The organism is Luteimonas abyssi (assembly GCF_001482195.1).
Lineage (GTDB): Bacteria > Pseudomonadota > Gammaproteobacteria > Xanthomonadales > Xanthomonadaceae > Luteimonas > Luteimonas abyssi.
In genome coordinates this window covers 3,241,420-3,267,703 of record NZ_KQ759763.1, presented here as the reverse complement: position 1 = coordinate 3,267,703, position 26,284 = coordinate 3,241,420, and the positions used below count along the sequence as shown (strand labels likewise).

Sequence of the window (26,284 nt, the reverse complement as noted above, 5' to 3'; positions counted from 1 at the left end):
ATCACCAGAAGATCGCGTACAGCGCCACCAGCACCATCACCACGCCGATCGAGCCGACGTTGAACACGCTGGTGGTGCGGTAGTCGACATCGTCCGTGCGGATCTGGTCGCGATCGGGCGCCGGGCGCGCGGTCAGCAGCGACACCACCACGCCCAGTGCGACCGCCAGCAGGAACACGATGCCCACGCGATGGATGAAGGGCAGGTCCGGCATCACGAAGGCCGCGCCCACCGACAGCAGGAACGAGCCGCCTGCCGCCGCCAACGCGCCGGCCTCGTTGGCGCGCTTCCAGAACAGGCCGAGCACGAAGATCGCGACGATGCCGGGGGTGAAGTAGCCGGTGTAGTCCTGGATGTACTGGAAGGCCTGGTCGAAGCTCCCCAGCAGAGGGCGCGCAGCGAGTGCGGCGACGATCATCGAGACCACCGCCACGATGCGGCCGATGGTCACCATCTTCTTCTGATCGGGCTCGTTGGGCGTCATCCGCGCATAGAGGTCGAGCGTGAAGATGGTCGAGATCGAATTGGTCATCGACGCCAGCGACGACACGATCGCGGCGATCAGTGCGGCGAACACGATGCCGAGGATGCCGGCCGGCAACAGCGACATCATCGTCGGATACGCGGCGTCGGGGCGCGGCAGGCCGGGCGCCAGCACCACCGCGGCCAGGCCCGGCAGCACCACGATCACCGGCATCAGCAGCTTCAGGCCGGCCGCGAACAGCAGGCCCTTCTGCGCCTCGCCCACGTTCTTGGCCGCCAGCGCGCGCTGGATGATGTACTGGTTGAACCCCCAGTAGCTGAAATGCATCACCCACAGGCCGCCCAGCAACACGCCCAGACCCGGCAGGTCGCGGTAGAACGGATTGTCGGGCGACAGGATCATGTGGAAGTGGCCGGGCGCCTGCTCGCGCACGATCTCGAGCCCCGCGAACACGCCGGCACCGTCGGACACGCGGTTGAGCGCCAGCCACACCAGGAACAGGCCGCCGACCACCAGCAGGGCGACCTGCACGATATCGGTCAACGCCACGGCTTTCAGGCCACCGTAGATCGTGTACGCCAGCGCGAAGCCGGCCAGGCACACCATGGCCGTCATCTGCTCCATACCGGTGACGTAGGCGATGGCGAGCGAGCCCAGCCACAGCACCGAAGTGAGGTTCACGAACACGTACAGCGCCACCCAGAACACCGCCATCAGTGTGCGGATGCGCGGACCGAAGCGCTGCTCCAGGAACTGCGGCATGGTGTAGATGCCGTTGCGCAGGAAGATCGGCAGGAACCACTTGGCCACCACCAGCAGGGTGATCGCCGCCATCCATTCGTAGGAGGCGATCGCCAGGCCCAGCGCGTAGCCCGACCCCGACATGCCGATGATCTGCTCGGCGGAGATGTTGGCCGAGATCAGCGAGGCGCCGATCGCCCACCACGGCAGCATCCGGCTGGCGAGGAAGTAATCCTTCGCGTCCTTGACGTGGCCGGCTTTCTCGCGCGAGACCCACTGGGCGAGGATGAAGATGCCGACCAGATAGGCCAGCACGATGGCGGTGTCGATCGGCGAAAGCGTCACTACGCGGCTCCAGGTGTGCGGATAGGGGAAAGATGGGGAGAAGACCCGCGGGCGGCAGGCGCCTGAAGGCGCGATGCGCGCGCCTGCCCGGACCGCGACCGTGCGGCGGTCCGGTCGGTCGCGTCATGCCGCGTCCGGACGGCCATGCTCACGGCGCCTTGGCCGGGCAATAACGCTGCAGGTAGTCCACGTGGGCGGGCAGCTGGCCGACGGTGCGGTCCACCTCGGCCCGCAGGGTGTCGAGAAAGTGCGCGAGCTCGCCGTCATCCATCAGGTCGGCGATGGGGTGATGGCTCTGCGGCAGGATGCCCTGGCCGAGCATCACCTGGATCCAGGAGTTCTCCGCGAACAGTTCGCCGGGCATGTGGAACACGCGGCCGGTGGTGCGGAACAGCTCGATGCGGTGGCGCAGCGATTCCGGCACTTCCATGTCCGCGCAGGCGCGCCAGTAGGGCGTGTCGCGGCGGTCGGTGACGTGGAAGTGCAGCACCACGAAATCGCGGATGTGGCGGATCTCCTCCGCGCACTGCCGGTTGTACTCGTCGATGTCGGACTGCTGCAGTGTCTGCGGGAACGACTGGATCAGGCGGATGATGCCGCGCTGCATCAGGTGGATCGTGGTGGATTCCAGCGGCTCGATGAAGCTCGCCGCGAGTCCAAGCGCCACGCAGTTGCGGTGCCAGCACTTGAGCCGCCGCCCCGGTCGGAAGCGGATCAGCCGAGGCGTCGTCGCCGGGTCAGCCTCGAGATTGTCGAGCAGCGCCTGGCGGGCGCTGTCGTCGTCGGTGTACGCGCTCGAGAACACGATGCCGTTGCCGACACGGTGCTGCAGCGGAATGCGCCACTGCCAGCCCGCCTCGCCGGCCATCGCCCGGGTGTAGGGCACCGGCGGACCGATCGACGGCGTCTGCACGGCGAACGCGCTGTCGTTGAACAGCCAGTGCGACCAGTCCTCGAAGCCCACGCGCAAGGCCTTGCCGATGAGCAGGGCGCGGAAGCCGGTGCAGTCGATGAACAGGTCGCCTTCGATCTCGCGGCCACCGTCGAGCTGGAGCGAGACGATGTCGCCGTGTTCGGGATCCAGCCGCACATCGACGATCTTCCCTTCCACGCGACGGGTGCCGTGCGCTTCGCTCAGGGTGCGCAGGAAGCGCGCATACAGGCCGGCGTCGAGGTGATACGCGTAGTTGATGCCGTTGCGCGGGAGGTGGGCGAAGCGGTGTTCGCCCGCCGCGCGGGTCTCGACGTTGTAGGCGGCGTAGTCCTTGGCCAGCCCGCGATCGAGGCCCTTGCGCCAGAAGTGCTGGAAGCCGGCCGACCAGTGGTCCTGGCCGGTGGTGCCGAACGAGTGGAAGTAGGCCTCGTCGGGAACGCGCCAGCCTTCGAAGTTGATGCCGAGCTTGATCGTGGCCTGGGTGGCCGCCATGAACTCCGGCTCGCCGATCTTGAGCAACTGGTGGTAGCGCAGCAGCGGCGGGATCGTCGCCTCGCCGACGCCGATCGTGCCGATCTCCTCGGACTCGACCAAGGTCACCTCGACGTGCTTGCCGAGCGTGCGCGACAGCGCCGCCGCGGCCATCCAGCCGGCGGTGCCGCCGCCGGCGACCACCACGCGGCGAATTGCTTTCGGGGCGACGGGGACGTCCTGGGGCTTCGTGGGCATGGCGGTCACCGGTTCAGGCGCTGCAGCAGGCGCGCGCGCAGGGCGCGCGCGCGGTCGTCGTCGAGGGGGCCGAGCACGCCACGCGCGGCTTCTGGAATGTGGTCGGCGGTGTCCGGGCCGGGCTCGAACACGTAATGGCGAAACACCTCCTGCCAGTGCGCGCGCTCGTGCGCCGGCAGGTCGCGGATGCTGGCCAGCGCCAGCATCAGCGTGTTCATCGGCGAATCCATCCAGGCCGGACTGCGCCGCCACCAGTAGTTGATCAGCACGTTGAACGATGCCAGCGCTTCCATGTGGTGCCACCACAGGCTGGGGATCAGCACCGCGTCGCCGGGTTCGAGCACGGCCGTGCGCGCATGCCGCATCGCCTCGGCGAAGCGCGGGAAGCGCTCCAGGTCGGGCGCGGCGAAATCGACCAGGCTGATCGGCTGGCCAGCGGGGGTGAGATCGAGCGGGCCGATGTAGAGGTTCGCCAGTTGCTCCGGCGGAAACAGCGTGACCCGTCGGCGACCCGCGGCCACGCAGGCGAGGTTGTCCGGCAGGTCCTGGTGCGCGGCCACGCGTGTGCGGTTGCCGATCCAGATGCTCGCCAGCGGATCGCGCTCGCCCAGTGGCATCGCGTTCTCGTCGCGCAGGCCGGGCAGCCAGGTATCGAGCGTGGTGGAGGCGACGTAGATCGCCGGCGGTGCGGGATCCGGGGCGTACTTGAGCAAGGTCTTCAACACCACCGGCAGCGGCACCTGCTCGCGGCGGAAGTTGAAGCCGGTCATCGCGGCGTCGTAGCCGAAGCGACCGGCGATTTCAGGAGGCCCCACCGTCGCTGCGACCGGCGGCGCCTGCGGACGGACGAAGCGCTCCAGGTAAGCGACGGCGGCCGTATCCGAGGTCCGCGCGGCCTGCACCAGCGGCCAGCCAGCCGTCAATCCACGCAGCACCACCGGCTCGGGCGAGGCCAGTACGGCGTCGGGCAGCGCGGCGGGATCGAGGCCCTGCCGCTCCGGAATCGGCTCAGCCTGCGGCCACACGACGGTTCATCCGGTCGATGAGGTCGCGGAAGCGCGAGACCGACGCGACCGCCATGTAGATCGGCTCCAGGTGGCCGGCCGCATGCAGCCCCGCCACCGCGTCGCCGTCGAGTGCGCGCAGGCGGTCTTCGGCGATGCTGTGGAATCCTGACAGGCGGCCCTGGCTGCCGTCGTCGAGCGTCACGTCGAGCACGAACGGTTCCAGCAGGTCGTGTGCGGTCAGCGCGGCCACGAAGGCCGGCGTGGCCTGCAGGCCGTCGTACAGGGCGAGCAGCAGGGAGCGCGTGCGTTCGAGGTAGTCGGTCGAACCGCCATGCTCGAGAAACAGCGCCTCGCCGTTCGTGCCTGCGCGGGGACTGTCGATGTCGACGTGCAGGGTCAGCGATTCCTCCGAGCGGCCGATCAGGAACGGCTGGCGCTCGATCGCCATAGGAATGTAGGGCGCCTGCCAACCGTTCGCGTCGAGGAACAGGTTGTCGCCTTCGCGCAGGCCGAACAGCGCCAACGGCTGGAAACCGCCGTCCGCAATACGTCGAAAGACGATGGGGTAACAGGCCTGCAGATGACGGAATTCGCCGGGAAACGTCGGTGTCGACATCGTCGCGTCGCCGAGGGCGGCCGAGCGCGTGGTGTCGATCCGGAGATCCCGATGGTCGATGTTGTTGAGCGGTACGCCCTGGGGCATGCGTCGCCTCGCCGGTGCCGACCGGCGTGGCCGGTCGCGTCCGTGGAGGGCAGGGCCGGATCGGTGCGCGCACCGGTCCGGCCTGGCCGGCGGATCAGAAGAAGTTGTAGCGCAGCCCGACCATGTAGCGCGGGCCGGTCTGGGTGGCGAAGCGCAGCTGGTTGGTGTGGCGTGCGTGGACGCGCTGGGTCTCGTCGGTCAGGTTGATTGCCTCCGCCAGCAGCGACAGCCGCGGGTTGACCTGATAGCTCACGCTGAGGTCCAGCTGGCCGTACGACTCGTTGTAGTTCGGATTCGGGCCCTGGCCGCCGATGCCCGACAGGAACTCGTCGCGCCAGTTGTACGCCGCACGCACCTGCCAGTCGTACTTGTCGTAGAACAGCACCAGGTTCGCGGAGTCGCTCAGGCCGATCATCGGGTACTGGTCGCCCAGGTCGAAGTCGTTGAAGGTCAGCCCCGAGTCCACCATGGTGTAGTTGGCATACACGCCAAATCCGCTCTCGCCGAACATGTGCTGGACGTTGAACTCCCAACCGTCGAGCGAGTCCGAGCGCTGATTGGCCGGGGTGACGATGTCGAAACCGGCAATCGGGTCATCCGGCAGGCCGATGATGCGGCCGGTGCGCTGGCCGGCACTGTTGAGGCCTTCGTAGAATACGCCCGGATCGTCGGCGTGGTTGACGAAGATGTAATCGCGGATGCACTCAACCTGCGAGGCCGTGCACGTGCCGGACGAGATCGCATTGTTCCAGTATGTGCCGCCTACCGGCGTATTGAGGTTGTAGGGCGTGTCACGGACGATGGTGTCGCTGATGAAGTTGCGGATGTTCTTGCGGAAGTAGCCGAGCGAGACGTAGCTCGCATCGCCGTAGTACCACTCGAACGACAGGTCGAAGTTGTCCGACTTCAGCGGCTGCAGCGCGGGATTGCCTTGCGAGCCGTCGCCGCCGTCGACACGGACGATGTCGGCGAGACCCAGTCCGCCGCGGATCTGGTTCCAGCCGGGCCGGCCGATGGTCTGGCTGTAGCTGCCGCGCAGCACCATGTCGTCGCGGACCTCGACGCTGACGTCGAGTGCGGGCAAGAAGTGATCGTAGCGGCCACCGTCTGTGCCGAAGACCTGCTCGTCGGCGTAAAGGACGTTGAGTTCGTTGACCGAATTCCAAGAAATACCGGTAGCTTCACGCACGAGCGCAGAAGACCGGACGTCGGTCTCCTCGTAACGGACGCCGACCGATACGTTCACGGGCAGGCCCCAGTCGAACTGGTTGTTCCACTGCACGAAGGCCGAGTTGGTCCGTTCGCGAGTCCGCAGGTCGTCGGTGAAATCGGTCGGCGCGCGATAGAACCCGTCATTGCCCGCGATTTCCGCCGCACGCTGCCGCAGACGCTCGAAGTCGAACATCAGGAACTGGTCGGTGAAGCGTGGATCGTTGTGGCCACGGAAGGCGTCGAAGTAGCGCCCCATGTTGTCGGAATAAAAGATGTCGTCGTCGTAATCGCCTGGGCTGCCCAGGCCGCCCCAGGTGTCGCGCTGCATGACGGCCGCGGCACTACGGTTGTTGACTTCGGCGGTCGAGATACCGAAGTCGAGGCTGGAGTAGTTCTCAAATTGGAACCGGCCGCTGGCCTGGAACTGTTCGACCTCCGAGCGGTTGTAACTGTTCTGGAAGACCGAACCGGTGACCACGGCCTGGGAGGGGTCGATCGAGTCGACGCCCGGTGGCAGCTCGATGGTGAGAATCGGCAGGTCGCCGCTGTAGTCCACGCTAGTGCGGCCACGCTGAAAAACCGCGGTCCCGAGCACGCCGGCCGAGCCATAGGGGCTGTCGGGCTGCGACTCTGCACGCGAATTGTGGTAATCGAACGCCATCGACAGCGCGTCGTTGACTTCCCACTCCACGTTGAAGCCGACCGATTTCAGTTCGCTCTTGGTCGCCAGCTTCGCGCCGCCCATGGCGATGTCGCCGTAGACCGGATTGCCATTGGCATCGAGCGCGACATCCTCAGAATACTCGATGGGGCCGGCGATCGGTCCATCGGTCCAAGAACTGTCGCCGGGGCCGTAGTTGAACCACACCGACAGCTCGTTGCGCTGCTGCTGCACCTTGTTCTCGGCGTAGGTGTAATCCAGCGTGGTGGTCACGTTGTCGGTCGGCGCCCACTGCAGGGCCAGCTGCCCGTTGGTGCGCTGGCGCTGCACACCATTGACGCTGTAACCGGTGTTCTGCGGGCGGCCGTAGATGGTGTCGGGCCCTGGGCGATTGGTGATGCGGTCGTAGCCGGGCTGCCCAGGCAGCGGCAGGCTGGTGTTCGAATCGGTGTCACCACGAAACTGTGCCCAGCCCTCGCCAACCGAAGCCTGGCTGAAGCCCGAGTCGCGGTCCTGGTAGCTGCCGCTCAACGCAATGCCGAAACGGCCGTCAGCGTAGGTATTGCTGAACAGGCCGGAGACCTCCGGCGTCCAGGAGTCGCCCGAGTACGCGTCGGGCAGGTTGTCGACCGAGGTGTCGTGTACACCCTTCAGGCCGATCGTCGCCTGCGGGCCCGGGTTGTCGAACGGGCGCGCGGTCTTGATGTTGACGGTCGCGCCGATGCCGCCGGTGGGGGTTTCGGCGCGGCTGGTCTTGAACACCTCGATCTCCGAGACCGACTCGGAAGCGAGGTTGGCGAAATCGAACGCGCGCGAGTTGGAAATACCGCCGCCGCCCGGGCCGAGATTGGCCGCCGGCATCTGGCGGCCGTTCAGAAGCACCAGGTTGAAGTCCGGGCCGACGCCGCGCACGGTGATGCGCGAGCCTTCGCCGCTGGCGGTGCGGTCGATCGAGACGCCGGAGATGCGCTGCAGCGATTCGGCCAGGTTGGTGTCGGGGAACTTGCCGATGTCCTCGGCCACGATACCGTCGACGATGCCGCGCGAGTCGCGCTTGAGGTTCATCGACGAGGTGAGGCTGCCGCGGATGCCGGTCACCACGACGGTGTCGAGGGTCTCGGGCTCGGAGGCACCGGTGCGCACGGCGGGATCGCTGCCCTGGGTGTCCTGGGCGAGGGCCGGCTGGGCGAGTGCGATCAGCAGGGCGGAGGCGAGCAGCCGCCGACGTGGTACGTGGTACGTCATGTAAGTCCCTCCCCAGGGAAAAGCTCGGGTTTTCTGGTTGGGCCATCCGGCCGTGCGCGGCAGATTCCAGGGCAACATGACAGCGTTGTCAAATTGGCTGGACAGGGCCGACGCAAAGTCACTGTTTTAATGAAGTTTTCATGAATTCCGTGCTGCGTCGCAGCAGCGCCCGCGCGCCGTTCGGCGTCCTCGTCGCGCTCGCCAGCGCCCCGAACGGCGGTCTGGACATCCGCCTCGTGGTGGAGCGGAGGTGCGCACTCCGCCAGCCCGATGTTCAGGGCGCGCGAGGCGCGTCTCCGGACCGCCGCACCGCTGCGTCACCCTTCCCACCGACACCGTCCGTGCGAGAGCCTCGAGCATCGAGAGACGCCTGCGTCGGACCCGCAGATCGCACCGCATCGACATGCCGGGTGCGGAGACGCGCCGCCTCGCGGTCCGTGTGGCGGGCCCGGCCGGTCGGGAAGACGCGGCCGGGCTGCCCGGTCAGAACTGGTAGCGCAGTCGCGCCCCGTAACTGCGTGCATCGTTGAGGAAGCGGATGTTGAGCCGCGAGCCCACCAGCGCCTTCTGCGACACGTCGTTGTCGAGCAGGTTGCTGCCGTAGAGCTCGTAGCGCCAGCGCCCGTCGAGCGAGGTGATGCCGATGCCCGCGTTGAGCGTCACCTCGCCGCGCTGGCGGTCGGGGAAGCCGGCGGTGGCCGCATCCTCCTGGCGGACGAAATCGCCGGCCTGGTCGACGTAGACCACGTCGCGGTCGTTGAACTGAGTCAGGTAGAACGCCGACCGGTACGAGGCCAGCAGCTGCCAGTCGAGGGTGCCGAAGGGCAGTTCGCTGGTGTGCTGCAGGCGTACGTTGCCGGTGAAACGCGAGGTCAACGGCAGCTCGTTGCCGGACAGGTCGATCAGCGAGGTCACGCCGCCGGCGTCGTAGTTCTGGCTGCGCACATCACCGACCGTGCCTTCCTTGATCTCGCTGTCGAGCACCAAGGCGTTGAGGTGCAGCATGAAGCCGGCGCCGAACCGGGTCACGCTCTCGGCCTCGACGCCGTAGATCGTCGAGCGGCCGATGTTGCGGTTGACCAGCGAGTAACCCGCCGGCTCGCCGTCGGGGTTGAGCGAGATCACCGCCAGGTCCTGGAACACCTGGTCGTCGTAGTCGTAATAGAACGCGCTGAGATTGAAGGTGCCGGGCCGCCCGAACCAGCGGTGGCTGAGCTTGCTGCCGATCTCCCAGGCGGTGATCGACTCCGGCTCGAACGTCTCCGGGATCACGTTGACGTCGAAGGTGTCGTTGAAACCGCCTGCCTTGTGGCCGGTGGACACGGTGGCGTAGAGCATGTGGTCGTCGGTGCGGTCGAACTCGATGCCGGTGCGCCAGTCGGTGAACTGGAACCGGCTCTCGCCGAACTGCTGCGAGGGAATCGAGTTGACCTGCACCCAGGACTGGTAGGGGCAATCGATGGTGTCGCCGCCGATGTCGGGGCGGTCGACGCAACCGAAGTCGCCGCCGCCGGGCACCGCGCCGATCTGGTCGGCGATGGTGTCGCGGGCGCCGTGCTGCAGGATGCCCTCCAGCAGGAATCGCGCCATGTCGGCTTGCGAGGTGAGGCCGGTCACGTCGAAGTTGGGACGCTTCATGAAGGCCGGTACGAAGCCTTCGGTGCCCAGCCGTGTGGCGAAGTCGCCGCCCTGGCCGGGCAGGCCGAGCGCCCAGTTGCCGCCGATGCCGTAACGGGACTTGGCCTCGCGCGTGCGGCGGATGCCGGCCTTGAGGCGGGTGCGGTCGTTGAGGTCGAAGGTGCCGTCGGCGAACAGCGCGGTGGAGCGGCCGTTGACCTTGGGCATGGTGAACTCGGTGCCGGAGAACCAGGTGCCCTTGTCGGCCAGCGACAGGTAGCCGACCTGCTGGTCTTCGTTGAAGTGGAACGCGCCGCCGGTCCAGTGGAAGCGTCCCTCGCCCGAGGAGGACAGGCGCAGTTCGTGGGTGCTCGATTGCGACAGCGTCAGCCAGTACTGGGTGGAGAAATTGTCGTAGTCGATTCCGTCGGGGTTGCCCGGCCCGCGCGGGCTGACGTCGCGGCCCGGCCACAGGATGCCTTCGCTGGCGGCGTTGGTCTGCCGGTAGTCCACGTCGCGGTAGCTGGTGTTGTACTCGGCCACCACGGCGCCGAAATCGTAGGAGATGTTGGCCAGCGCGCCCCAGTTGGTGCTGTCGAGCTCGCCCTGCGGCCCGCGGTAGACCACGTCGCGCAGGTCGAGGTCGTCGGGCGAGAAGCCCGCCTCGGCCGCGGTGAAGATGTTGGCGCCGGGATAGCCGGTGCCGCCTTCCTTGCCCACGTCGGCCATGGCGAACACGCTCAGCCGGTCGTCGGGCTCGTACAGGAAGGAGATGCGTCCGCCCTTTTCGTCCTGGATGCCGGCCGGGTCCAGGGTCTGGTCGGCGCCGGCGTTGCGGAACGAACTGTCCTTCTCCACCGCGTAGCCGGCCAGCCGCAGCGCGGCCCAGCCGCCGAGCGGGAAATTCAGCGCGAACTCGCCGGCGCGGTGGTCGCGGTTGCCGGCCTCGATCTGGGCGTAGCCGCCGAAGGCCTCGAGATCCGGCCGCTTGGTCACGATGTTGAGCGAGCCGGCCAATGCGTTGCGCCCGCGCAACGTGCCCTGCGGGCCCTTGTTGATCTCCACGCGCTCGATGTCGTAGAACATGCCGCCCAGGCCGCGCGGGCGGGCGATGTAGGCGCCGTTGATGTGCGGCGCGGCACCGGGATCGCCGAGTTCGGTGTTGTTGGCCGAGCCCACGCCGCGGATGAAGATCTCCAGGTTGCCTTCCTGGTTGGCCATGCTCAGGCCGGGGACCACGGCCTGGATGTTGCGCAGCTCGTTGTTGATGCCGAGCGCGCGGGTGTCCTCGGCGGAGATCGCCTGGGCGGTGCCGGCGTATTTCTGCAGGTCCTGTTCCCGCCGTTCGACGGTGACGATCACCGCGTCGAGGGTGGTGGCGTCGTCGCGGCGCTCGGGGGCTTCCTGCGCCGCGGCGGTGAACGCCATGACGGACAGGGCCAGCGGCGTGAGCGCCAGTCGCAACGGCGGAAGCCGATGACGTGGTGTGTTCATGTTCCCTCCCCAGGGTGTTTGGTCGTGCGTCGCCGCCGATCGAATGCCGGCGGGAGGGCGTGATTAAACAGCCGCTGACAGCGCTGTCAAGCTGCGTCGCAGCGGGTGGACCCTCCAAAAGCGATGGAAGCGGGGGCATCCGACCGCTGCCGGCGCTGCCGGTGCGACCCCGGCCGGGACCTGCCGTGCCCGCGGATCCGATCCGATTCTCGGTCGACGCGACCGGCTCACGTAAAATGCGCCGATGGATGTGTCCTATCTGCTCGACGGCCTCAACGCGGCCCAGCGTGAGGCCGTGTCGGCCGCGCCCGGCCATTACCTCGTGCTCGCCGGCGCCGGTTCCGGCAAGACCCGCGTGCTGACCCACCGCATGGCCTGGCTCAACGCGGTGCACGGCGTGCCGGCGCACGGCATCTTCGCGGTCACCTTCACCAACAAGGCTGCGGCCGAGATGCGCCATCGCGCCGACCCGCTGCTGCCGGGCGGTGCGCGCGGGACATGGATCGGCACCTTCCACGGGCTGGCCCATCGCCTGCTGCGCATGCACTGGCAGGACGCGAAGCTGCCGGAGAGTTTCCAGATCCTGGATTCCGACGACCAGCAGCGTCTGGTCAAGCGCGTGGTCCAGCAGCTCGAGCTGGACGAAGCGCGCTACCCGCCGCGGCAGATCGCCTGGTGGATCAACGCGCAGAAGGACGAGGGCCGGCGGCCGCAGCACCTCCAGGACGAGCCCGGCGACGAGTGGGGCAACGCCATGCGTCGCGCGTATGCGCTCTACCAGGAGCGCTGCGATCTGGCCGGCCTGGTCGATTTCGCCGAGCTGCTGCTGCGCGCGCACGAACTGCTGCGCGACAACCCGGCGATCCTCGCCCACTACCGGCGCCGCTTCACCCATCTGTTGATCGACGAGTTCCAGGACACCAATGCGATCCAGTACGCCTTCGTTCGGGTGCTGGCGGGCGACAGCGGCGAGGTGTTCGTGGTCGGCGACGACGACCAGGCCATCTACGGCTGGCGCGGCGCCAAGGTCGAGAACGTGCAGCGCTTCCTCAATGACTTCCCGGGTGCGCAGACCATCCGGCTGGAGCAGAACTACCGTTCGACCGCCACGATCCTGGATGCGGCCAACGCGGTCATCGCACACAACCCCGATCGCCTGGGCAAGCAGTTGTGGACCGACAGCGGCCAGGGCGACCCGATCGACCTCTACGCCGCCTACAACGAGATGGACGAGGCGAGGTTCATCGTCGAGCGCGCCAGCCAGTGGGTCCGCGACGGTGGCAGCTACGGGGACTGCGCGGTGCTCTACCGCAGCAACGCCCAGTCGCGCGCGATCGAAGAGCAGCTGGTCGCCGGGCAGATCCCGTACCGCGTCTACGGCGGCGTGCGCTTCTTCGAGCGCGCCGAAATCAAGGACGCGTTGGCCTACCTGCGCCTGATCGCCAGCCGCGACGACGACGCGGCGTTCGAGCGCGCGGTCAACACGCCCACCCGCGGCATCGGTGGGCGTACGCTCGACGAGGTCCGCATGCGCGCCCGTGCCGACGGGGTGTCGTTGTGGGAGGCGGTGTCGCGGACCCGTCAGGCCGACACGCTCGCCGCGCGCGCGCGCAACGCGCTGGGCGTGTTCCAGACGTTGATCGACGCCCTGGCCGACGAGGTGGATGCGCTGCCGCTGCAGGAGAAGATCGACCACGTCCTGGCGCGCTCCGGACTGCGCGAGCACTGGGCCAAGGAGAGCCGCGGCGGACTGGATTCGGAGTCGCGGATCGACAACCTCGACGAACTGGTGTCGGTGGCCTCGCGCTTCGTCGCCCGCGAAGACGACGAGGACGCCGCGGCGCTGACCGAGCTGGTCGCGTTCCTGGCCTATGCCGCGCTCGAGGCGGGCGAGGGGCAGGCCCAGGCCGGAGAGGATGGCGTGCAGTTGATGACCCTGCACAGCGCCAAGGGGCTGGAGTTCCCGCTGGTGTTCCTGGCCGGCGTCGAGGAAGGCCTGTTCCCCAACCAGCGCTCGGTGGAGGAGACCGGCCGGCTGGAGGAAGAGCGCCGCCTGGCCTACGTGGGCATCACCCGTGCGCGGCAGAAGCTGGTGCTCAGTTATGCCGAATCGCGCCGGCTGCACGGGCAGGACATGCTGGGCCTGCCGTCGCGGTTCCTGCGCGAGATTCCGTCGCCGCTGCTCAACGAGGTGCGCCCCCGGGTGCAGGTGGCGCGCCCGGCCTTCGCGCCGGCGCGGCGCGGCCACGCGCCGATCGCCGAGACGCTGCCCGGTTACCGGCTCGGGCAGTCGGTCAGCCACGCGAAGTTCGGCGATGGTGTGATCACCGACATCGAGGGCAACGGTGCGCATGCGCGTGTGCAGGTGAACTTCGACGAGGTCGGCAGCAAGTGGTTGGTGCTGGCCTACGCGAACCTGCAGACGGCCTGACGCGCGGTGCGTGGTGCCGCGACGGCGGCATGGCGAAACGCCCGTCGCGACGGGCGACCGCACCCGGCCGGCGCGGTCTCGGGCGGGTGTTGCCGGGCAGCCGGACCGAGACCGTGCTCGCCCGCGGCACCGTGCCGTTGGTGCGCTGAGGCGTCAGTCGCGCAGCTGGAAGCCGGGGTTCTCGTTCACCGAGCCATCCGGCTCCAGGGTCACCCAGCGGGCGCCATCGGCGCTGAACAGGATCGGGACCGGCTCCTGGAACAACGGCCGCCGGACGAACCGCAACTCCCAGCCGAAGCGCTCCAGCAGCGGCAGTGCGGCTTGCTGAGCGGCGTTGAGGCGGGAGCGGACCTCCGCGGAATCGGGGGCGCTGCCCTGTCGACGTTCGCGGTTCTGCATCGCGATTTTCCCGGGCGGTGGCGGACAAGATTAAATGCTTTTGCCTGGAACAGGCACGAACCCGGTCAGGACTGCGGCGCAATGCCGTCTTCGCACGCCGTCGGTCGCGTGGCGAGCAGGGCCCGCAGGCGCTCGGCTACGATGGCGCTCTCGCCCGACCGGGCCTGCAGGAAACTTCCATGAAGCGCATTCTCGCCCTGGCCGTTGCCAGCCTGGTGTCCGGCGCCGCGACGGCGGCCGAAGGCATGTGGACGCTCGACAACCTGCCCGCGGACGCCATGCGCCAGGCCTATGGCTTCGCCCCCGATGCAGAGTGGACCCGGCACGCCATGCGCGCGTCGGTGCGACTGGCCGGGGGGTGCTCGGGCTCGTTCGTGTCGGCGGACGGTCTGGTCCTCACCAATGCGCATTGCATCGTCGGCTGTGTGCAGGGGCTGTCCTCACCCGAGCGCGACCTGCTCAACGACGGTTTCGTGGCCGGCTCGCGCGGCGAGGAGCTGCAGTGCCCGGCCGAAGAGCTCAACGTGCTGCAGGACATCACCGATGTCAGCGGGCGCATCGCGCAGGCGACCGACGGCCTGTCCGGGCGGGCGTTCATCGATGCGCGCAACGCGGAGGTCTCGCGGATCGAGGACGAGTGCGTCGCCGACGATGCGCAGGGACGCCGTTGCGACGTCGTCGCGCTGTACGCAGGCGGGCTGCACCACCTGTATCGCTACAAGCGCTACGACGACGTGCGGCTGGTGTTCTCGCCGGAGTACGCCATCGGGTTCTTCGGAGGCGATCCCGACAATTTCAACTTCCCCCGCTACAACCTGGACATGGGGCTGTTGCGGGCATACGAGAACGGTGCGCCGGCGCAGGAGGTCGAACACTTCACGCTCAACCCGGCCGGCGCCCAGCCAGGCGAGCTGACCATGGTCACCGGCCATCCCGGGCGGACCCAGCGCCAGCTCACCGTCGCGCAGCTGGAGCGGGTGCGCGACGTGGACCTGATCAACTCGCTGCTGTTGCTGGCGGAGCGTCGCGCGATGCTGGCGCAGTACGCGCGCGGCTCGGAAGAGGCCGCACGCCAGGCGCAGTCGGACCTGACCTTCACCGACAACAGCTACAAGGTGTTCCGCGGGCAACTGCAGGCGCTGCTCGATCCGCAGGTGGTCGCCGGCAAGCGCGAGCAGGAAGCGGCGTTGCGCACCGCGGCCGGCGACGCGCAGCCGTGGGACGAGATCGAGCGCGCGCAGCGCGTCCGCCGCGAGCTCTACTATCCGCATCTGCTCATCGGTCAGCAGCGTGCGTTCGACAGCCGCTACTTCCAGTTCGCCTCCACCCTGCTGCGTGGCGGCGAAGAGCGCCCGAAGCCCAATGCGGAGCGTCTGCCCGAGTTCCAGGACGCCGCGCTCGCCCGGCTGGAGCAGACCCTGCTCTCGACCTCACCGGTGTATCCGGCGTTCGAGACCGTCAAGCTCACCCATTCGCTGACAAAGTTCCGCGAACTGCTGGGGACCGATCACCCTGCGGTGCAGCAGGTCTTCGCCGGGCGCTCGCCCGAAGCGCTGGCCGCCGAACTGGTGGGCGGCACGGGACTCGGCGATCCGGCCGAGCGCGAGCGTCTGTGGCGTGGCGGCAAGGCCGCGGTGGACGCCTCTCAGGATCCGTTCCTGGTCCTGGCGCGCGCGGTCGATGCGGAATCACGCACGTTGCGCGCCCGCTTCGAAGCCGAAGTGGAAGCGGTGGAGGCGCGCAACGCCGAGCGCATCGCCCGCACCCGCTTCGATACCTACGGCACCGAGGTCTACCCGGACGCCACGTTCACCCTGCGCTTGTCGTACGGCGAGGTCCGCGGCTGGAACGAACTCGGCACCGATGTTCCCCCGTATACCGAGATCGGCGGCATCTACCGGCGTGCCACGGGGTTCGACCCCTACGCGCTGGCGCCGAGCTGGCTGGAAGCGCAGGACCGCATCGACCGGACGGCGCGTTTCAACTTCGTCAGCAGCAACGACATCATCGGCGGCAATTCCGGCAGCCCGGTCATCAACCGCGATGCGGAGGTGGTCGGTCTGGCGTTCGACGGCAACATCCACTCGCTGGGCGGCGCGTTCTGGTACGACGAGACCCTCAACCGCACGGTGTCGGTGCACAGCGCGGCTATGCTCGAGGCGTTGCGTACGGTGTACGACGCGGGTCATCTCGTCGAGGAGCTGCAGCCCGTCGGGGACTGAGACCGGAGCCGACGCGGACCGTGCGCGGATGGCGTCGTCTCCGGGCCCGCTACATGCGCCGGCGGCGGAGATGCGCCGGGCGCAGTCGGGCCTGCCGGATCAGGCCGCGTCGAGCGCGGCGCCCCGGTGGGTGCCGGTGCGGAGCAGGCGCGCGATGCCGATCGCCGCATCGCGGCCTTCCTGCACCGCGGTGACCACGAGATCCGCGCCGCGCACCGCGTCGCCGCCGGCGAACAGCGTCGGTACCGAGGTCTGATAGGGCAGGCGACCCTCGCCGCCGGCGAGGATGCGGCCGTTGTCGGCAGTGTCCACGCCGTGCTCGGCGAGCCAGCCGCCGCCGTCGGGCGAAAACCCGAACGCGATCACCACCACGTCGGCCGCGACGGTGGTCTCGGTGCCCTCGACGGGCTCGGGCCGGCTGCGTCCGCGGTCGTCCGGCGCGCCGAGCTGCGTCTCCACCACGCGCACGCCGGCGATGGCGCCGTCGGTACCCGCTTCCACGGCCAGCGGCTGACGGTTGAACAGGAAGCTGACGCCTTCCTCGCGCGCATTGGCGACTTCTCGTGCGGAGCCGGGCATGTTGGCTTCGTCGCGACGGTACACGCAGGTCACCGCCGCGGCGCCCAGGCGCACCGCCGAGCGGACGCAGTCCATGCCGGTGTCGCCGCCGCCCAGCACCACGACGCGCTTGCCGCGCAGGTCGGGCAGGGTGACCTGGTCTTCCCAGCCGGCGATCGGCCGGCCTTCGGGTTGCAGGCCGGTGACCACGCGGCCGTTCTGGACCAGGAACGGAAGCGCCGGCAAGACGCCGGGCAGGTCCTGGCCCGGCAGGCCACCGTCGGTGTAGCGATAGGCGCCCAGGCCCAGGAACACGGCGTCGTAGTCGGCCAGCAACGTGTCCAGGCCGATGTCGCGGCCGATCTCGACGCCGAGTTCGAACGCGACGCCCATGTCCTCGAGCACTTCGCGACGGGTGGCGATCACCGACTTGTCGAGCTTGAAGCTGGGAATGCCGAACTGCATCAGGCCGCCGATCTGTTCGTAGCGGTCGAACACGGTCGGCGCGATGCCCAGGCGCGTGAGCCGTTCCGCGCAGGCGAGGCCGGCGGGGCCTGCGCCGACCACGGCCACGCGCTTGCCGGTGGCTTCGACCTTGGACAGGTCCGGCCGCCAGCCCTGCGCGAACGCGGTATCGACGATGTACTTCTCCACCGCACCGATGGTGACCGCGCCGAAGCCATCGTTGAGGGTGCAGGCGCCTTCGCAGAGGCGGTCCTGCGGGCACACGCGGCCGCACATTTCCGGCAGCGGGTTGGTCTCGTGGCACAGCGCGGCCGCCTCGAGGATGCGGCCTTCCTCCACCAGCCGCAGCCAGTTGGGGATGTAGTTGTGCACGGGGCACTTGGCCTCGCAGTACGGGTTGCCGCAATCGAGGCAGCGTGCCGCCTGCTGCGCCGCCTCGGGCTGGTCGAACCGCCCGTACAGCTCGTTCCAGTCGCCGGCGGTACGCAGCGCGAGCGGAATCCGCTGCGGCATTTCGCGCGAGGCATCGAGGAACTGGAAGACGTTGCGCTTAGCCATTGTCGGGGATCCTATGGCAGTGGTCGTTGCGTGCGCACGAGGCTTTCGGGTCGGGACGAAGGGCGGGGGCGTGCTCCGGCTTCGAAGACAGGCGTCGCCGCAGCCGGAGCATGCTCCTCGGCTCGGTCAGCCATCCATGGCCGACCCGCCGCCGCAGGCCCGCCCCCTCGCAGGGCTCGGGGCATTCGCGCCGCCCCGCGGCATGCCGCGCGAGCGGTCGGCCCTCACCCCTGGCCTGCTCTCCGCATACCCCGGCCGCGCCGCCGCGTCGGCCATTCATTGGCGTGGTCTTCACAAAAGCAGTCGGAGCGCCGACGGAAATGTCGAGGTGAGCCGCGCCCGGAGAGCGGGGTGTCGCGTCGAGCACGCCATGGATGGCGTGCGCCCGAGTCAGGGCAGGAAGCCCTGACCGAGGGAGGAGCGACACCCCGCTCTCCGGGCGCGGCGTCAGGCAGGAATAGAAAAAGCTTCCGGCGTGGGCATCCTGCTCGCATCGCATCACGCCGCCCGCCTCAGGTCTTCGGCCAGCGCCTCGAGATTGGCGGCCTTGGGCTTGACCATCCAGAACCGGCCGACGAAATCGCGGAACTCGTCGAGGATCTGCGCGCTCCACGCGCTGCCGGTGGTGCGTGCATGCACGCCGATCAGATCGGTGAGGTGCTGGCGGTAGTTGTCGAAGCCTTCGGGCGAGATGCGCAGGATGTCGATCAGCTCGTGGTTGTAGCGATCGACGAAGTCGCGGTCGAGATCGAGCACGTACGCGAGCCCGCCGGTGAAGCCGGCGCCGAAGTTCTGTCCGGTCCGGCCCAGCACCACCACCGCGCCGCCGGTCATGTACTCGCAGCAGTGATCGCCGGCACCTTCGATCACTGCGATCGCGCCGGAATTGCGCACCGCGAAGCGCTCGCCCGCGCGGCCTGCGGCGTACAGCTCGCCGCCGGTCGCGCCGTACAGGCAGGTGTTGCCGAGGATGGGCGTGGCGCGCGAATCGTAGGCGCAACCCTTCGGCGGATGCAGCACCAGGCGGCCGCCGGCCATGCCCTTGCCGACGTAGTCGTTGGCGTCGCCTTCCAGCGTCATCTCCAGGCCGCCGGCGTTGAACGCACCGAAGCTCTGCCCGGCGGTGCCGGTGAGCTTCAGCGAGACCGGATGCGCGGCCATGCCGGTGTTGCCGTGATGGCGCGCGATGGCGCCCGACAGGCGCGTGCCGATGGCACGGTCGGTGTTGCGGATGGTGTAGCGGCCTTCGCCGCCGCTACCGGACGCGATGGCATCGTCCAGCGCTGCTTCCAACTGCGCCGCGAGGCCGCCCGGAGGCGCCTGCAGCGCCGGCGTGCCGCAGTACGCCGCCGGCTGCTGCGCGTCGCGTGCGAGCAGCGGCGCGAGATCGATGCGCACATGCTCGCGCGGCGTGTCGAGCCATTGCTCCAGCAGGTCGGTGCGGCCGACGATCTCGTCCAGCGAGCGCGCGCCGAGCTTCGCCAACTCCTCGCGCACGTCCTCGGCCACGTTGCGGAAGAAACTCTCCACGCGGTCGGGCAGGCCCTTGAAGTGCAGTTCGCGCAGGCGTGCGTCCTGAGTGGCCACGCCGGTGGCGCAGTTGTTGAGATGGCAGATGCGCAGGTACTTGCAGCCCAGCGCGATCATCGGCGCGGTACCGAAACCGAAGGTGTCCGCCCCCAGCAGCGCCGCCTTGACCACGTCGCGTCCGGTCTTCAGACCGCCGTCGGTCTGCAGCAGCACGCGCTCGCGCAGGTCGTTGGCCTGCAGCGCCTGGCGCGCCTCCGACAGGCCCAGTTCCCACGGCACGCCGGCATAGCGGATCGAGCCCAGCGGACTGGCGCCGGTGCCGCCGTCGTGACCGGACACGGTGATCAGGTCCGCACCGGCCTTGACCACGCCCGCGGCGATCGTGCCCACGCCGGCATGCGAGACCAGTTTCACCGAGATCAGCGCCTGCGGATTGACCTGGCGCAGGTCGAAGATCAGCTGGGCGAGGTCTTCGATGGAGTAGATGTCGTGGTGCGGCGGCGGCGAGATCAGGCCGATGCCGGGCTTGGCGTAGCGCAGGCGCGCGATGAGTGCATCGACCTTGCTGCCGGGCAACTGGCCGCCCTCGCCGGGCTTCGCGCCCTGCGCGACCTTGATCTGCAGCACCTCCGCGTTGATCAGGTACTCCGGGGTGACGCCGAAACGGCCGGACGCGATCTGCTTGATCTTGCTGCGGCGGTCGGTGCCGTAGCGCGCCGGATCCTCGCCGCCTTCGCCGGAGTTGCTGCGCCCGCCGAGGCGGTTCATCGCGATGGCGAGCGCCTCGTGCGCCTCCGGCGACAGTGCGCCCAAGCTCATCGCCGCGGAATCGAACCGCTTCACGATCGCCGCGACCGGCTCCACCTCGTCGAGCGGCACCGGCGTCTCCGATGCACGCGGACGCAGCAGGTCGCGCAGGGCGGCCGGCGGGCGTCCGTCGACATGTGCGGCGTAGCGTTTCCAGTCGTCGCGGTCGTCGGTCAGCACCGCGCGCTGCAGCGACTGCACCACGTCGGGATTGAACGCGTGGTACTCGCCGCCATGCACATAGTGCAGCAGGCCGCCGGGTTCGGGCAGTGCATTGTCGTCCCAGCCCAGGGCGGCCAGGTGGCGGGCATCGGCCTCGAGCCGGGCGAAGCCGGCGCCGCCGATGCGCGACGGGGTACCGGCGAAGCACAGGTCGACCACCTCGTCGGCGATGCCCACCGCCTCGAACAGCTGTGCGCCGCGGTAGCTGGCGATGGAACAGATGCCCATCTTCGACAGGATCTTCAACAGGCCCTTCTTGACCCCACGGCGGTAGCTGCGGCCGATCTGCAGCGGCTCGCCGCTGAAGCGACTGCCGAGGATGCCGCGACGGCCCAATGCATGCAGCGTCTGGTAGGCCAGATACGGATAGACCGCAGTGGCGCCGTAACCGATCAGGCAGGCGAAATGGTGCGGATCGCGTGCGGTGCCGGTCTCGACGATCAGATTGACCTCGCAGCGCAGACCCTCGCGCACCAGGTGCTGATGCACCGCGCCGGTGGCCAGCAGTGCGTGGATCGCCGCGGCGCCGCGGCGCGGGCGTCGGTCGGACAGGACCAGCAGTTCGACGCCGGCGCGCGCGGCGTCGGCGCTGGCCTCACACAGCCGCTGCAACGCTTGTTGCAGCGGTGTACCGGCATCGAAGTACAGATCGAGATACCGGTAGCGCTCGGCGAAGCGCGGCAGTGCCAGCAGCTGGTTGAGCTTGCGCTGCGACAGCACCGGCGAGTTCAGCAGCACGTGGTCGACATTGTCGGCACTGTCGACGAACAAATTGCCTTCGCGGCCGATCTGGGTGGACAGCGTCATGACGCAGTCCTCGCGCAGCGGATCGATCGGCGGATTGGTGACTTGCGCGAAGGCCTGGCGGAAGTAGTCGTACAGCGGGCGCACGCGTTGGCTCATCGCCGCGACGGGCGTGTCGTCGCCCATCGAGCCGATGCCTTCGTTTTCGGTCTCGGCCAGCGGACGCAGCACGGACTCCTGCTCTTCGCGGCTGAGCTGGAACAGTTTCTGGAAACCCAACAGCGTCTCGGCGGTGAACGGGGCGTCGGTCAGCGCGGGGTCGATCAACTCCGTGTGCAGATAGGTCATGCCGCGCTTGAGCCATTGCTTGTACGGCGCGCGCACGCGGTTGATGTCGTCGATGGCGGCGCTGTCGAGCAGGCGCCCGGCCTCGAGATCGACCGCGATCATCTCGCCCGGACCGAGCTTGCCCTTGGCCCGCACGCGGTCGGCGGGGATGTCCCACACGCCGGTCTCCGAGGCGATCAGGAACACGCCGTCGGTCGACAGCGTCCAGCGTGCCGGGCGCAGGCCGTTGCGGTCGAGCGTGCAGGCGGCGTAGCGGCCGTCGCACATGACCACCCCGGCAGGCCCGTCCCACGGCTCGGAGTTGATCGAGTAGTACTCGTAGAACGCAGCGAGATCGGTATCGCGGTGTTCCACCGCCTGCATCGCCGGCGGCATCAGGATGCGCATGGCCTGCAGCAGATCCATGCCGCCCAGCAACAACCATTCGAGCATGTTGTCGAGGGTCTGCGAGTCCGAGCCGTGCATGCCCACCGAGTGTTCGAACTCGGACAGGTCGAGTCGCGGCGAGGCCCACACGCCCTTGCGCGCCTGTGCCCAGCGCCGATTGCCCTCGATGCTGTTGATCTCGCCGTTGTGGGCCAGGCGCCGGAACGGATGGGCCAGCGACCAGCGCGGCAGCGTGTTGGTGGAGAAGCGTTGATGGAACACCACCGCACTGGCGGTGAGTTCGTGTCGGCCGAGATCGGGGAACAACTGCGTGAGCCGGTCGGGGAGCACCATGCCCTTGTAGCCGAACACGCGCGCCGACAGGCCGGTGACGTAGAAATCGGGGATGTCGTGCAGCGTCTGCTCGGCGCGACGCCGGGCGAGGAACAGCGCGCGCTCGAAGTCCATGTCGTCGTCGGCATCCGATTCGACGAAGACCTGTTCGACCTTCGGCATGGTCTCGCGCGCGAGGGCCCCGCAGGCGGACGGATCCACGGGCACCTCGCGCCAGCCGGCCACGCGTGCGCCGATGCGCTCGACTTCGGCGGTCAGTGCGGTGCGGCAGCGTCGTGCGGCGTCGTGGTCGTCGCGTGGCAGGAAGATCGTGCCGATCGCGGCAGTGCCCGCATGCAGTGCGATGCCCGCATCGCGGGCGAGGAAGCGCACGCTGGCGCCGGCGTTGCACAGCAGGACGCCGCAGCCGTCGCCGGTTTCGCCGTCGGCGTTGACGCCGCCGCGGTGGCTCATGCGGGCCAGGGCTTCCAGCGCATCGTCGACGGTGCCGCGGGTGGCGGCGTTGTCGAGCCGGGCGATCAGGCCGAAGCCGCAGTTGTCGCGTTCGTGGGCGGGGTCGTACAGGCCCCGATCCGGAATGTTCCGCATCGTCGCTGCCGTATGGGTGGAGGGGGCGGGGATCGAAGCGACCGGCTGCCATGCCCTGGCGCAACGCATCCGCCTGTCCCGACTACACCACACTTTGTGCGGTGCGGCAATGAACGGGCTAGGTGACGTGCGGGCGTGCCTGGGTGACGTGCGGGTGCCCAGGCAGGGCGCCAGGCCGACCCTAGCGGCGAAGGTCCTCGCCACTGCGTGCATCGCGGATCGGCGTCGGTCGCTCGAGCCCCCCGGTCTCGCCTTCGACGATGCCGTCGACGGCCATGCGCAGCGTGGGGTCGAGGTCGTCCAGCCGGCGCGGCGGCGGTGCCCCGGTGGGGTTGGCACTGGTGGAGACGAGCGGTCCGAACGCCGCGCACAGCGCTGCGACCACCGGGTGCGCGCTGCACCGCACGGCCACGCCATCGTGCGCGCCGCGGATCCACGCAGGGGCACGCGGCAGCGCCGGCACGATCCACGTGTGCGGTCCGGGCCAGCTCGCCAGCACGGCGTCGCGCGCCGCGGGCGGCAATGCCTCCCAATCGACCAGCGTGTCGAGCTGCCCGGGTGCGGCGACGGCGAGGATCATGCCCTTCGCGCTGGGCCGGTTCTTCAGGGCGAGCAGGCGATCGACGCTGGCGGCGTCGAAGGGATCGCAGCCCAGGCCCCACACCGCCTCGGTGGGATAAGCCAGCACCGCGCCCGCGCGCAGGCGTGCGACGGCATCGTCGATGGCCAGGCGAGGGCGCGCGTCAGGCACGGCGCTGGGTCAGGCACGCGGCGGGCCGCACGGATGCCGGGATCGCGGTCGCGGCATCCGCTGCGGCCGCGGTCTCGCGGCGGCGAATGCGCACGGACCGGTACGACGCGGGCGAGACATGGCGTCGCCTGCCGCCGGTGTCCGCGCCGGCGGCGGGACGAGCGGCGGAACATGCGGCGAGACCAGCACCGGCAGGCCGCGTTCGCGCGACGACCGCGGACATCAGAAGGGGGCGTCGTCCACGTCGGTGGTGCTGGCGGGCGCCTTGGCCACCGACTTCCGGGCTGTGGCGGTCTTGCTGGCCGCCTTCTTGACGGCTTTCTTGGTCGCGGCCTTCTTGGCGACCTTCTTCGTGGCCTTTTTCGTGGCCTTCTTGGTCGCCGTCTTCTTCGCGGCCTTCTTCGCAGGCTTGGCGTCGGTGGTCTTCTTGGCCACGACCTTCTTCGCGGCCTTCTTGCCGAAGCGGCCACGCGCCGGCTTGCCGGTCTCCTCCAGCAGCTTGGTGACTTCCTCGAACGTCAACGACGCCGGCTCACGATCCTTGGGGATCTTGCCGTTGAGTTTGCCGTCGCTGATGTAAGGACCGAAGCGGCCGTTGAGCACCTGGATGTCGCTACCGTCGAACTCCTTGATGATCCGGTTGCGCGCGATCTCTTCCTTTTCCTCGATCAGGAACACCGCACGGGCGAGATCGACGGTGTAAGGGTCGTCCTCCTTCTTGAGCGAGGCGTAGGTGCTGCCGCGCTTGGCGAACGGGCCGAAGCGACCGATACCGACGCTGACCTCCTCGCCCTTGTCCTCGCCCAGCAGGCGCGGCATCAGGAAGAGCTCGAGCGCATCCTCCAGGGTGATCGTGTGCATGCTCTGGCCGGGCCGGAGCGAGGCGAACTTGGGCTTGTCCTCGGCGTCCTCGGCGGTGCTGCCGATCGCGGCGTACGGCCCGTAGCGGCCCAGCCGTACGCTGACCGGCTTGCCGGTCTTGGGGTCGGTGCCGAGCTCGCGCGCACCGGTGGCCTCGTTGCGGTCGACCGATTCGGTCTTCTCCGCCACCAGCTCCTTGAACGGCGCCCAGAACTTCTCCATCAGCGGAACCCAGGCTTCCTCGCCGCGGCTGACCGCGTCGAGCTCGTCCTCGAGCTTGGCGGTGAAGTCGTAGTCGACGTAGCGGGTGAAGTGGCTGGACAGGAACTTCGACACCGCGCGGCCGACGTCGGTCGGACGGAAGCGGCGGCTTTCGAGCTCGACGTACTTGCGGTACTGCAGCGTCTGGATGATCGAGGCGTAGGTGGACGGCCGGCCGATGCCGTATTCCTCCAGGGCCTTGACCAGCGAGGCTTCGGAGAAACGCGGCGGCGGCTCGGTGAAGTGCTGGGTGGTGAGCACGCGGTCGAGCGGCACGCGCTCGCCCGGTTTCATCAGCGGCAGCTTGCGGCCCTCGTCGTCGTCCTCGGCGCTCTTCTGGTCCTTGCCTTCCTCGTACACCGCCAGGAAGCCCGGGAACACCACGGTGGTGCCGCTGGCGCGGAAACCGTGCTCGCTGCCGGCGGCCAGATCCACGCTGACGGTGTTGAGGGTGGCCGGCACCATCTGGCAGGCGACGGCGCGCTTCCAGATCAGCTCGTACAGGCGGCGGCCGTCGTCGTCGAGGTACTTGGCGACCTGCGACGGCGTGCGCAGCGCGGAGCTCGGGCGGATCGCCTCGTGGGCCTCCTGCGCGTTCTTGGATTTGGTCTGGTAGAAGTTCGGCTTGTCGGGCACGGAGCGGGTGCCGAAATCGCGCGCGATGACGTCGCGCAGCTCGCCCAGCGCGTCCTGCGACAGGCTGACCGAGTCGGTACGCATGTAGGTGATCAGGCCGACCGTGCCCTCGTCGCCGACCGCCACGCCCTCGTAGAGCTTCTGCGCCACGCGCATGGTGCGCGAGGTGGTGAAGCCGAGCTTGCGCGCGGCCTCCTGCTGAAGGGTGGAGGTGGTGAACGGCGGCGCCGGACGGCGCTTGCGCTCCTTGCTGGTGACGTCGGTGACGTGCAGCGCACCGCCGGCGGCGGCGACCAGGCGGGTGCGCGCGTCCTCGGCGGTCTCGCCGTCGGTGATGGTGAACTGTTCGAATTTCTTGCCGTCGAGCTTCACCAGCTTGGCTGCGAACGGCTGCGAGGGATGAGCGAGCTCCGCGGCGATGCTCCAGTACTCGCGCGCCTTGAACGCCTCGATCTCCTCCTCGCGCTCGACGATCATCCGCAGCGCCGGCGATTGCACGCGGCCGGCGGACAAGCCGCGCTGCACCTTGCGCCACAGCACCGGCGACAGGTTGAAGCCGACCAGGTAGTCGAGCGCGCGGCGAGCCTGCTGCGCGTCCACCAGGGGCTCGGCGATCTGGCGCGGCCGGGTCATCGCCTCCTTGATCGCACGCGGGGTGATCTCGGTGAACACGACGCGGTGCAGCGCCTTGTCCTCGAGCAGGCCGCGCTCGCGCAGGATCTCCACGATGTGCCAGCTGATCGCCTCGCCCTCGCGATCCGGGTCGGTGGCCAGATAGATGCCTTCGGCGTTCTTGGCGGCCTTGGCGATCGCGTCGACGTGCTTCTCGTTCTTGTCGATCAGGTCGTAGCGCATCCGGAAGCCGTGATCCGGATCCACCGCGCCCTCCTTGGGTACCAGGTCGCGGACGTGGCCGTAGGAGGCCAGGACCTGGAAGTCCTTGCCGAGGTACTTGTTGATCGTCTTGGCCTTGGCGGGCGACTCGACGATGAGGAGGTTCTTGGCCATGAC

General features: G+C 68.8%; 13 protein-coding genes. 2 read left to right on the top strand and 11 right to left on the bottom strand.

What is annotated here, in order from left to right:
• Position 1: 1 nt before the first annotated feature.
• The 6 genes from RG19_RS14105 to RG19_RS14080 all read right to left on the bottom strand — a co-directional run bounded on the left by RG19_RS14105 (position 2) and on the right by RG19_RS14080 (position 11,172).
• Positions 2–1,570, bottom strand: a complete 1,569-nt coding sequence (locus RG19_RS14105) for a sodium/sugar symporter (RefSeq protein ID WP_058835824.1) — start codon at positions 1,568–1,570, stop codon at positions 2–4.
• Positions 1,571–1,718: 148 nt separating this feature from the next.
• Positions 1,719–3,233: a tryptophan halogenase family protein gene (locus RG19_RS14100; RefSeq protein WP_058835823.1), complete on the bottom strand. Its 1,515-nt coding sequence runs from the start codon at positions 3,231–3,233 to the stop codon at positions 1,719–1,721.
• Positions 3,234–3,238: 5 nt separating this feature from the next.
• The gene (locus RG19_RS14095; protein ID WP_058835822.1) at positions 3,239–4,258 is read right to left on the bottom strand and encodes a cupin-like domain-containing protein; all 1,020 of its coding nucleotides are present in this window, start codon (positions 4,256–4,258) and stop codon (positions 3,239–3,241) included.
• A complete protein-coding gene (locus RG19_RS14090) occupies positions 4,242–4,943 on the bottom strand; it encodes a SapC family protein (RefSeq protein ID WP_058835821.1) in 702 nt (233 codons plus the stop codon). The genes RG19_RS14095 and RG19_RS14090 overlap by 17 nt, the downstream gene beginning before the upstream one ends.
• Positions 4,944–5,037: 94 nt before the next feature.
• A complete protein-coding gene (locus RG19_RS14085) occupies positions 5,038–8,061 on the bottom strand; it encodes a TonB-dependent receptor (RefSeq protein WP_058835820.1) in 3,024 nt (1,007 codons plus the stop codon).
• A gap of 483 nt (positions 8,062–8,544) precedes the next feature.
• Positions 8,545–11,172 (bottom strand): TonB-dependent receptor, encoded by a 2,628-nt coding sequence (locus RG19_RS14080; RefSeq protein ID WP_058835819.1) that lies wholly within the window; start codon positions 11,170–11,172, stop codon positions 8,545–8,547.
• A gap of 244 nt (positions 11,173–11,416) precedes the next feature.
• Here RG19_RS14080 and uvrD point away from each other — a divergent pair, with 244 nt between their 5' ends.
• On the top strand, positions 11,417–13,603 hold the full coding sequence (gene uvrD / locus RG19_RS14075; RefSeq protein ID WP_058835818.1) for a DNA helicase II: 2,187 nt from the start codon (positions 11,417–11,419) through the stop codon (positions 13,601–13,603).
• A 153-nt stretch (positions 13,604–13,756) separates the two neighbouring features.
• Here the strand turns inward: uvrD and RG19_RS14070 are convergent, their stop codons facing one another.
• A complete protein-coding gene (locus tag RG19_RS14070) occupies positions 13,757–14,002 on the bottom strand; it encodes a hypothetical protein (RefSeq protein WP_058835817.1) in 246 nt (81 codons plus the stop codon).
• Between the two features lie 179 nt (positions 14,003–14,181).
• Here RG19_RS14070 and RG19_RS14065 point away from each other — a divergent pair, with 179 nt between their 5' ends.
• Positions 14,182–16,224, top strand: a complete 2,043-nt coding sequence (locus tag RG19_RS14065; RefSeq protein WP_058835816.1) for a S46 family peptidase — start codon at positions 14,182–14,184, stop codon at positions 16,222–16,224.
• Positions 16,225–16,323: 99 nt separating this feature from the next.
• On the opposite strand, the gene RG19_RS14060 is transcribed toward RG19_RS14065, so the two are convergent.
• The 4 genes from RG19_RS14060 to RG19_RS14045 form a co-directional block, all read right to left on the bottom strand.
• Positions 16,324–17,805 (bottom strand): FAD-dependent oxidoreductase, encoded by a 1,482-nt coding sequence (locus RG19_RS14060; RefSeq protein ID WP_058835815.1) that lies wholly within the window; start codon positions 17,803–17,805, stop codon positions 16,324–16,326.
• A 498-nt stretch (positions 17,806–18,303) separates the two neighbouring features.
• Positions 18,304–22,764 carry a glutamate synthase large subunit gene (gene gltB / locus RG19_RS14055; RefSeq protein WP_058835814.1) on the bottom strand — a complete coding sequence of 1,487 codons (4,461 nt, stop codon included), beginning with the start codon at positions 22,762–22,764 and terminating at the stop codon, positions 18,304–18,306.
• Between the two features lie 181 nt (positions 22,765–22,945).
• Positions 22,946–23,515 (bottom strand): L-threonylcarbamoyladenylate synthase type 1 TsaC, encoded by a 570-nt coding sequence (gene tsaC, locus RG19_RS14050; RefSeq protein ID WP_058835813.1) that lies wholly within the window; start codon positions 23,513–23,515, stop codon positions 22,946–22,948.
• A 222-nt stretch (positions 23,516–23,737) separates the two neighbouring features.
• A complete protein-coding gene (locus RG19_RS14045; RefSeq protein ID WP_058835812.1) occupies positions 23,738–26,281 on the bottom strand; it encodes a DNA topoisomerase I in 2,544 nt (847 codons plus the stop codon).
• Between the last annotated feature and the right edge of the window lie 3 nt (positions 26,282–26,284).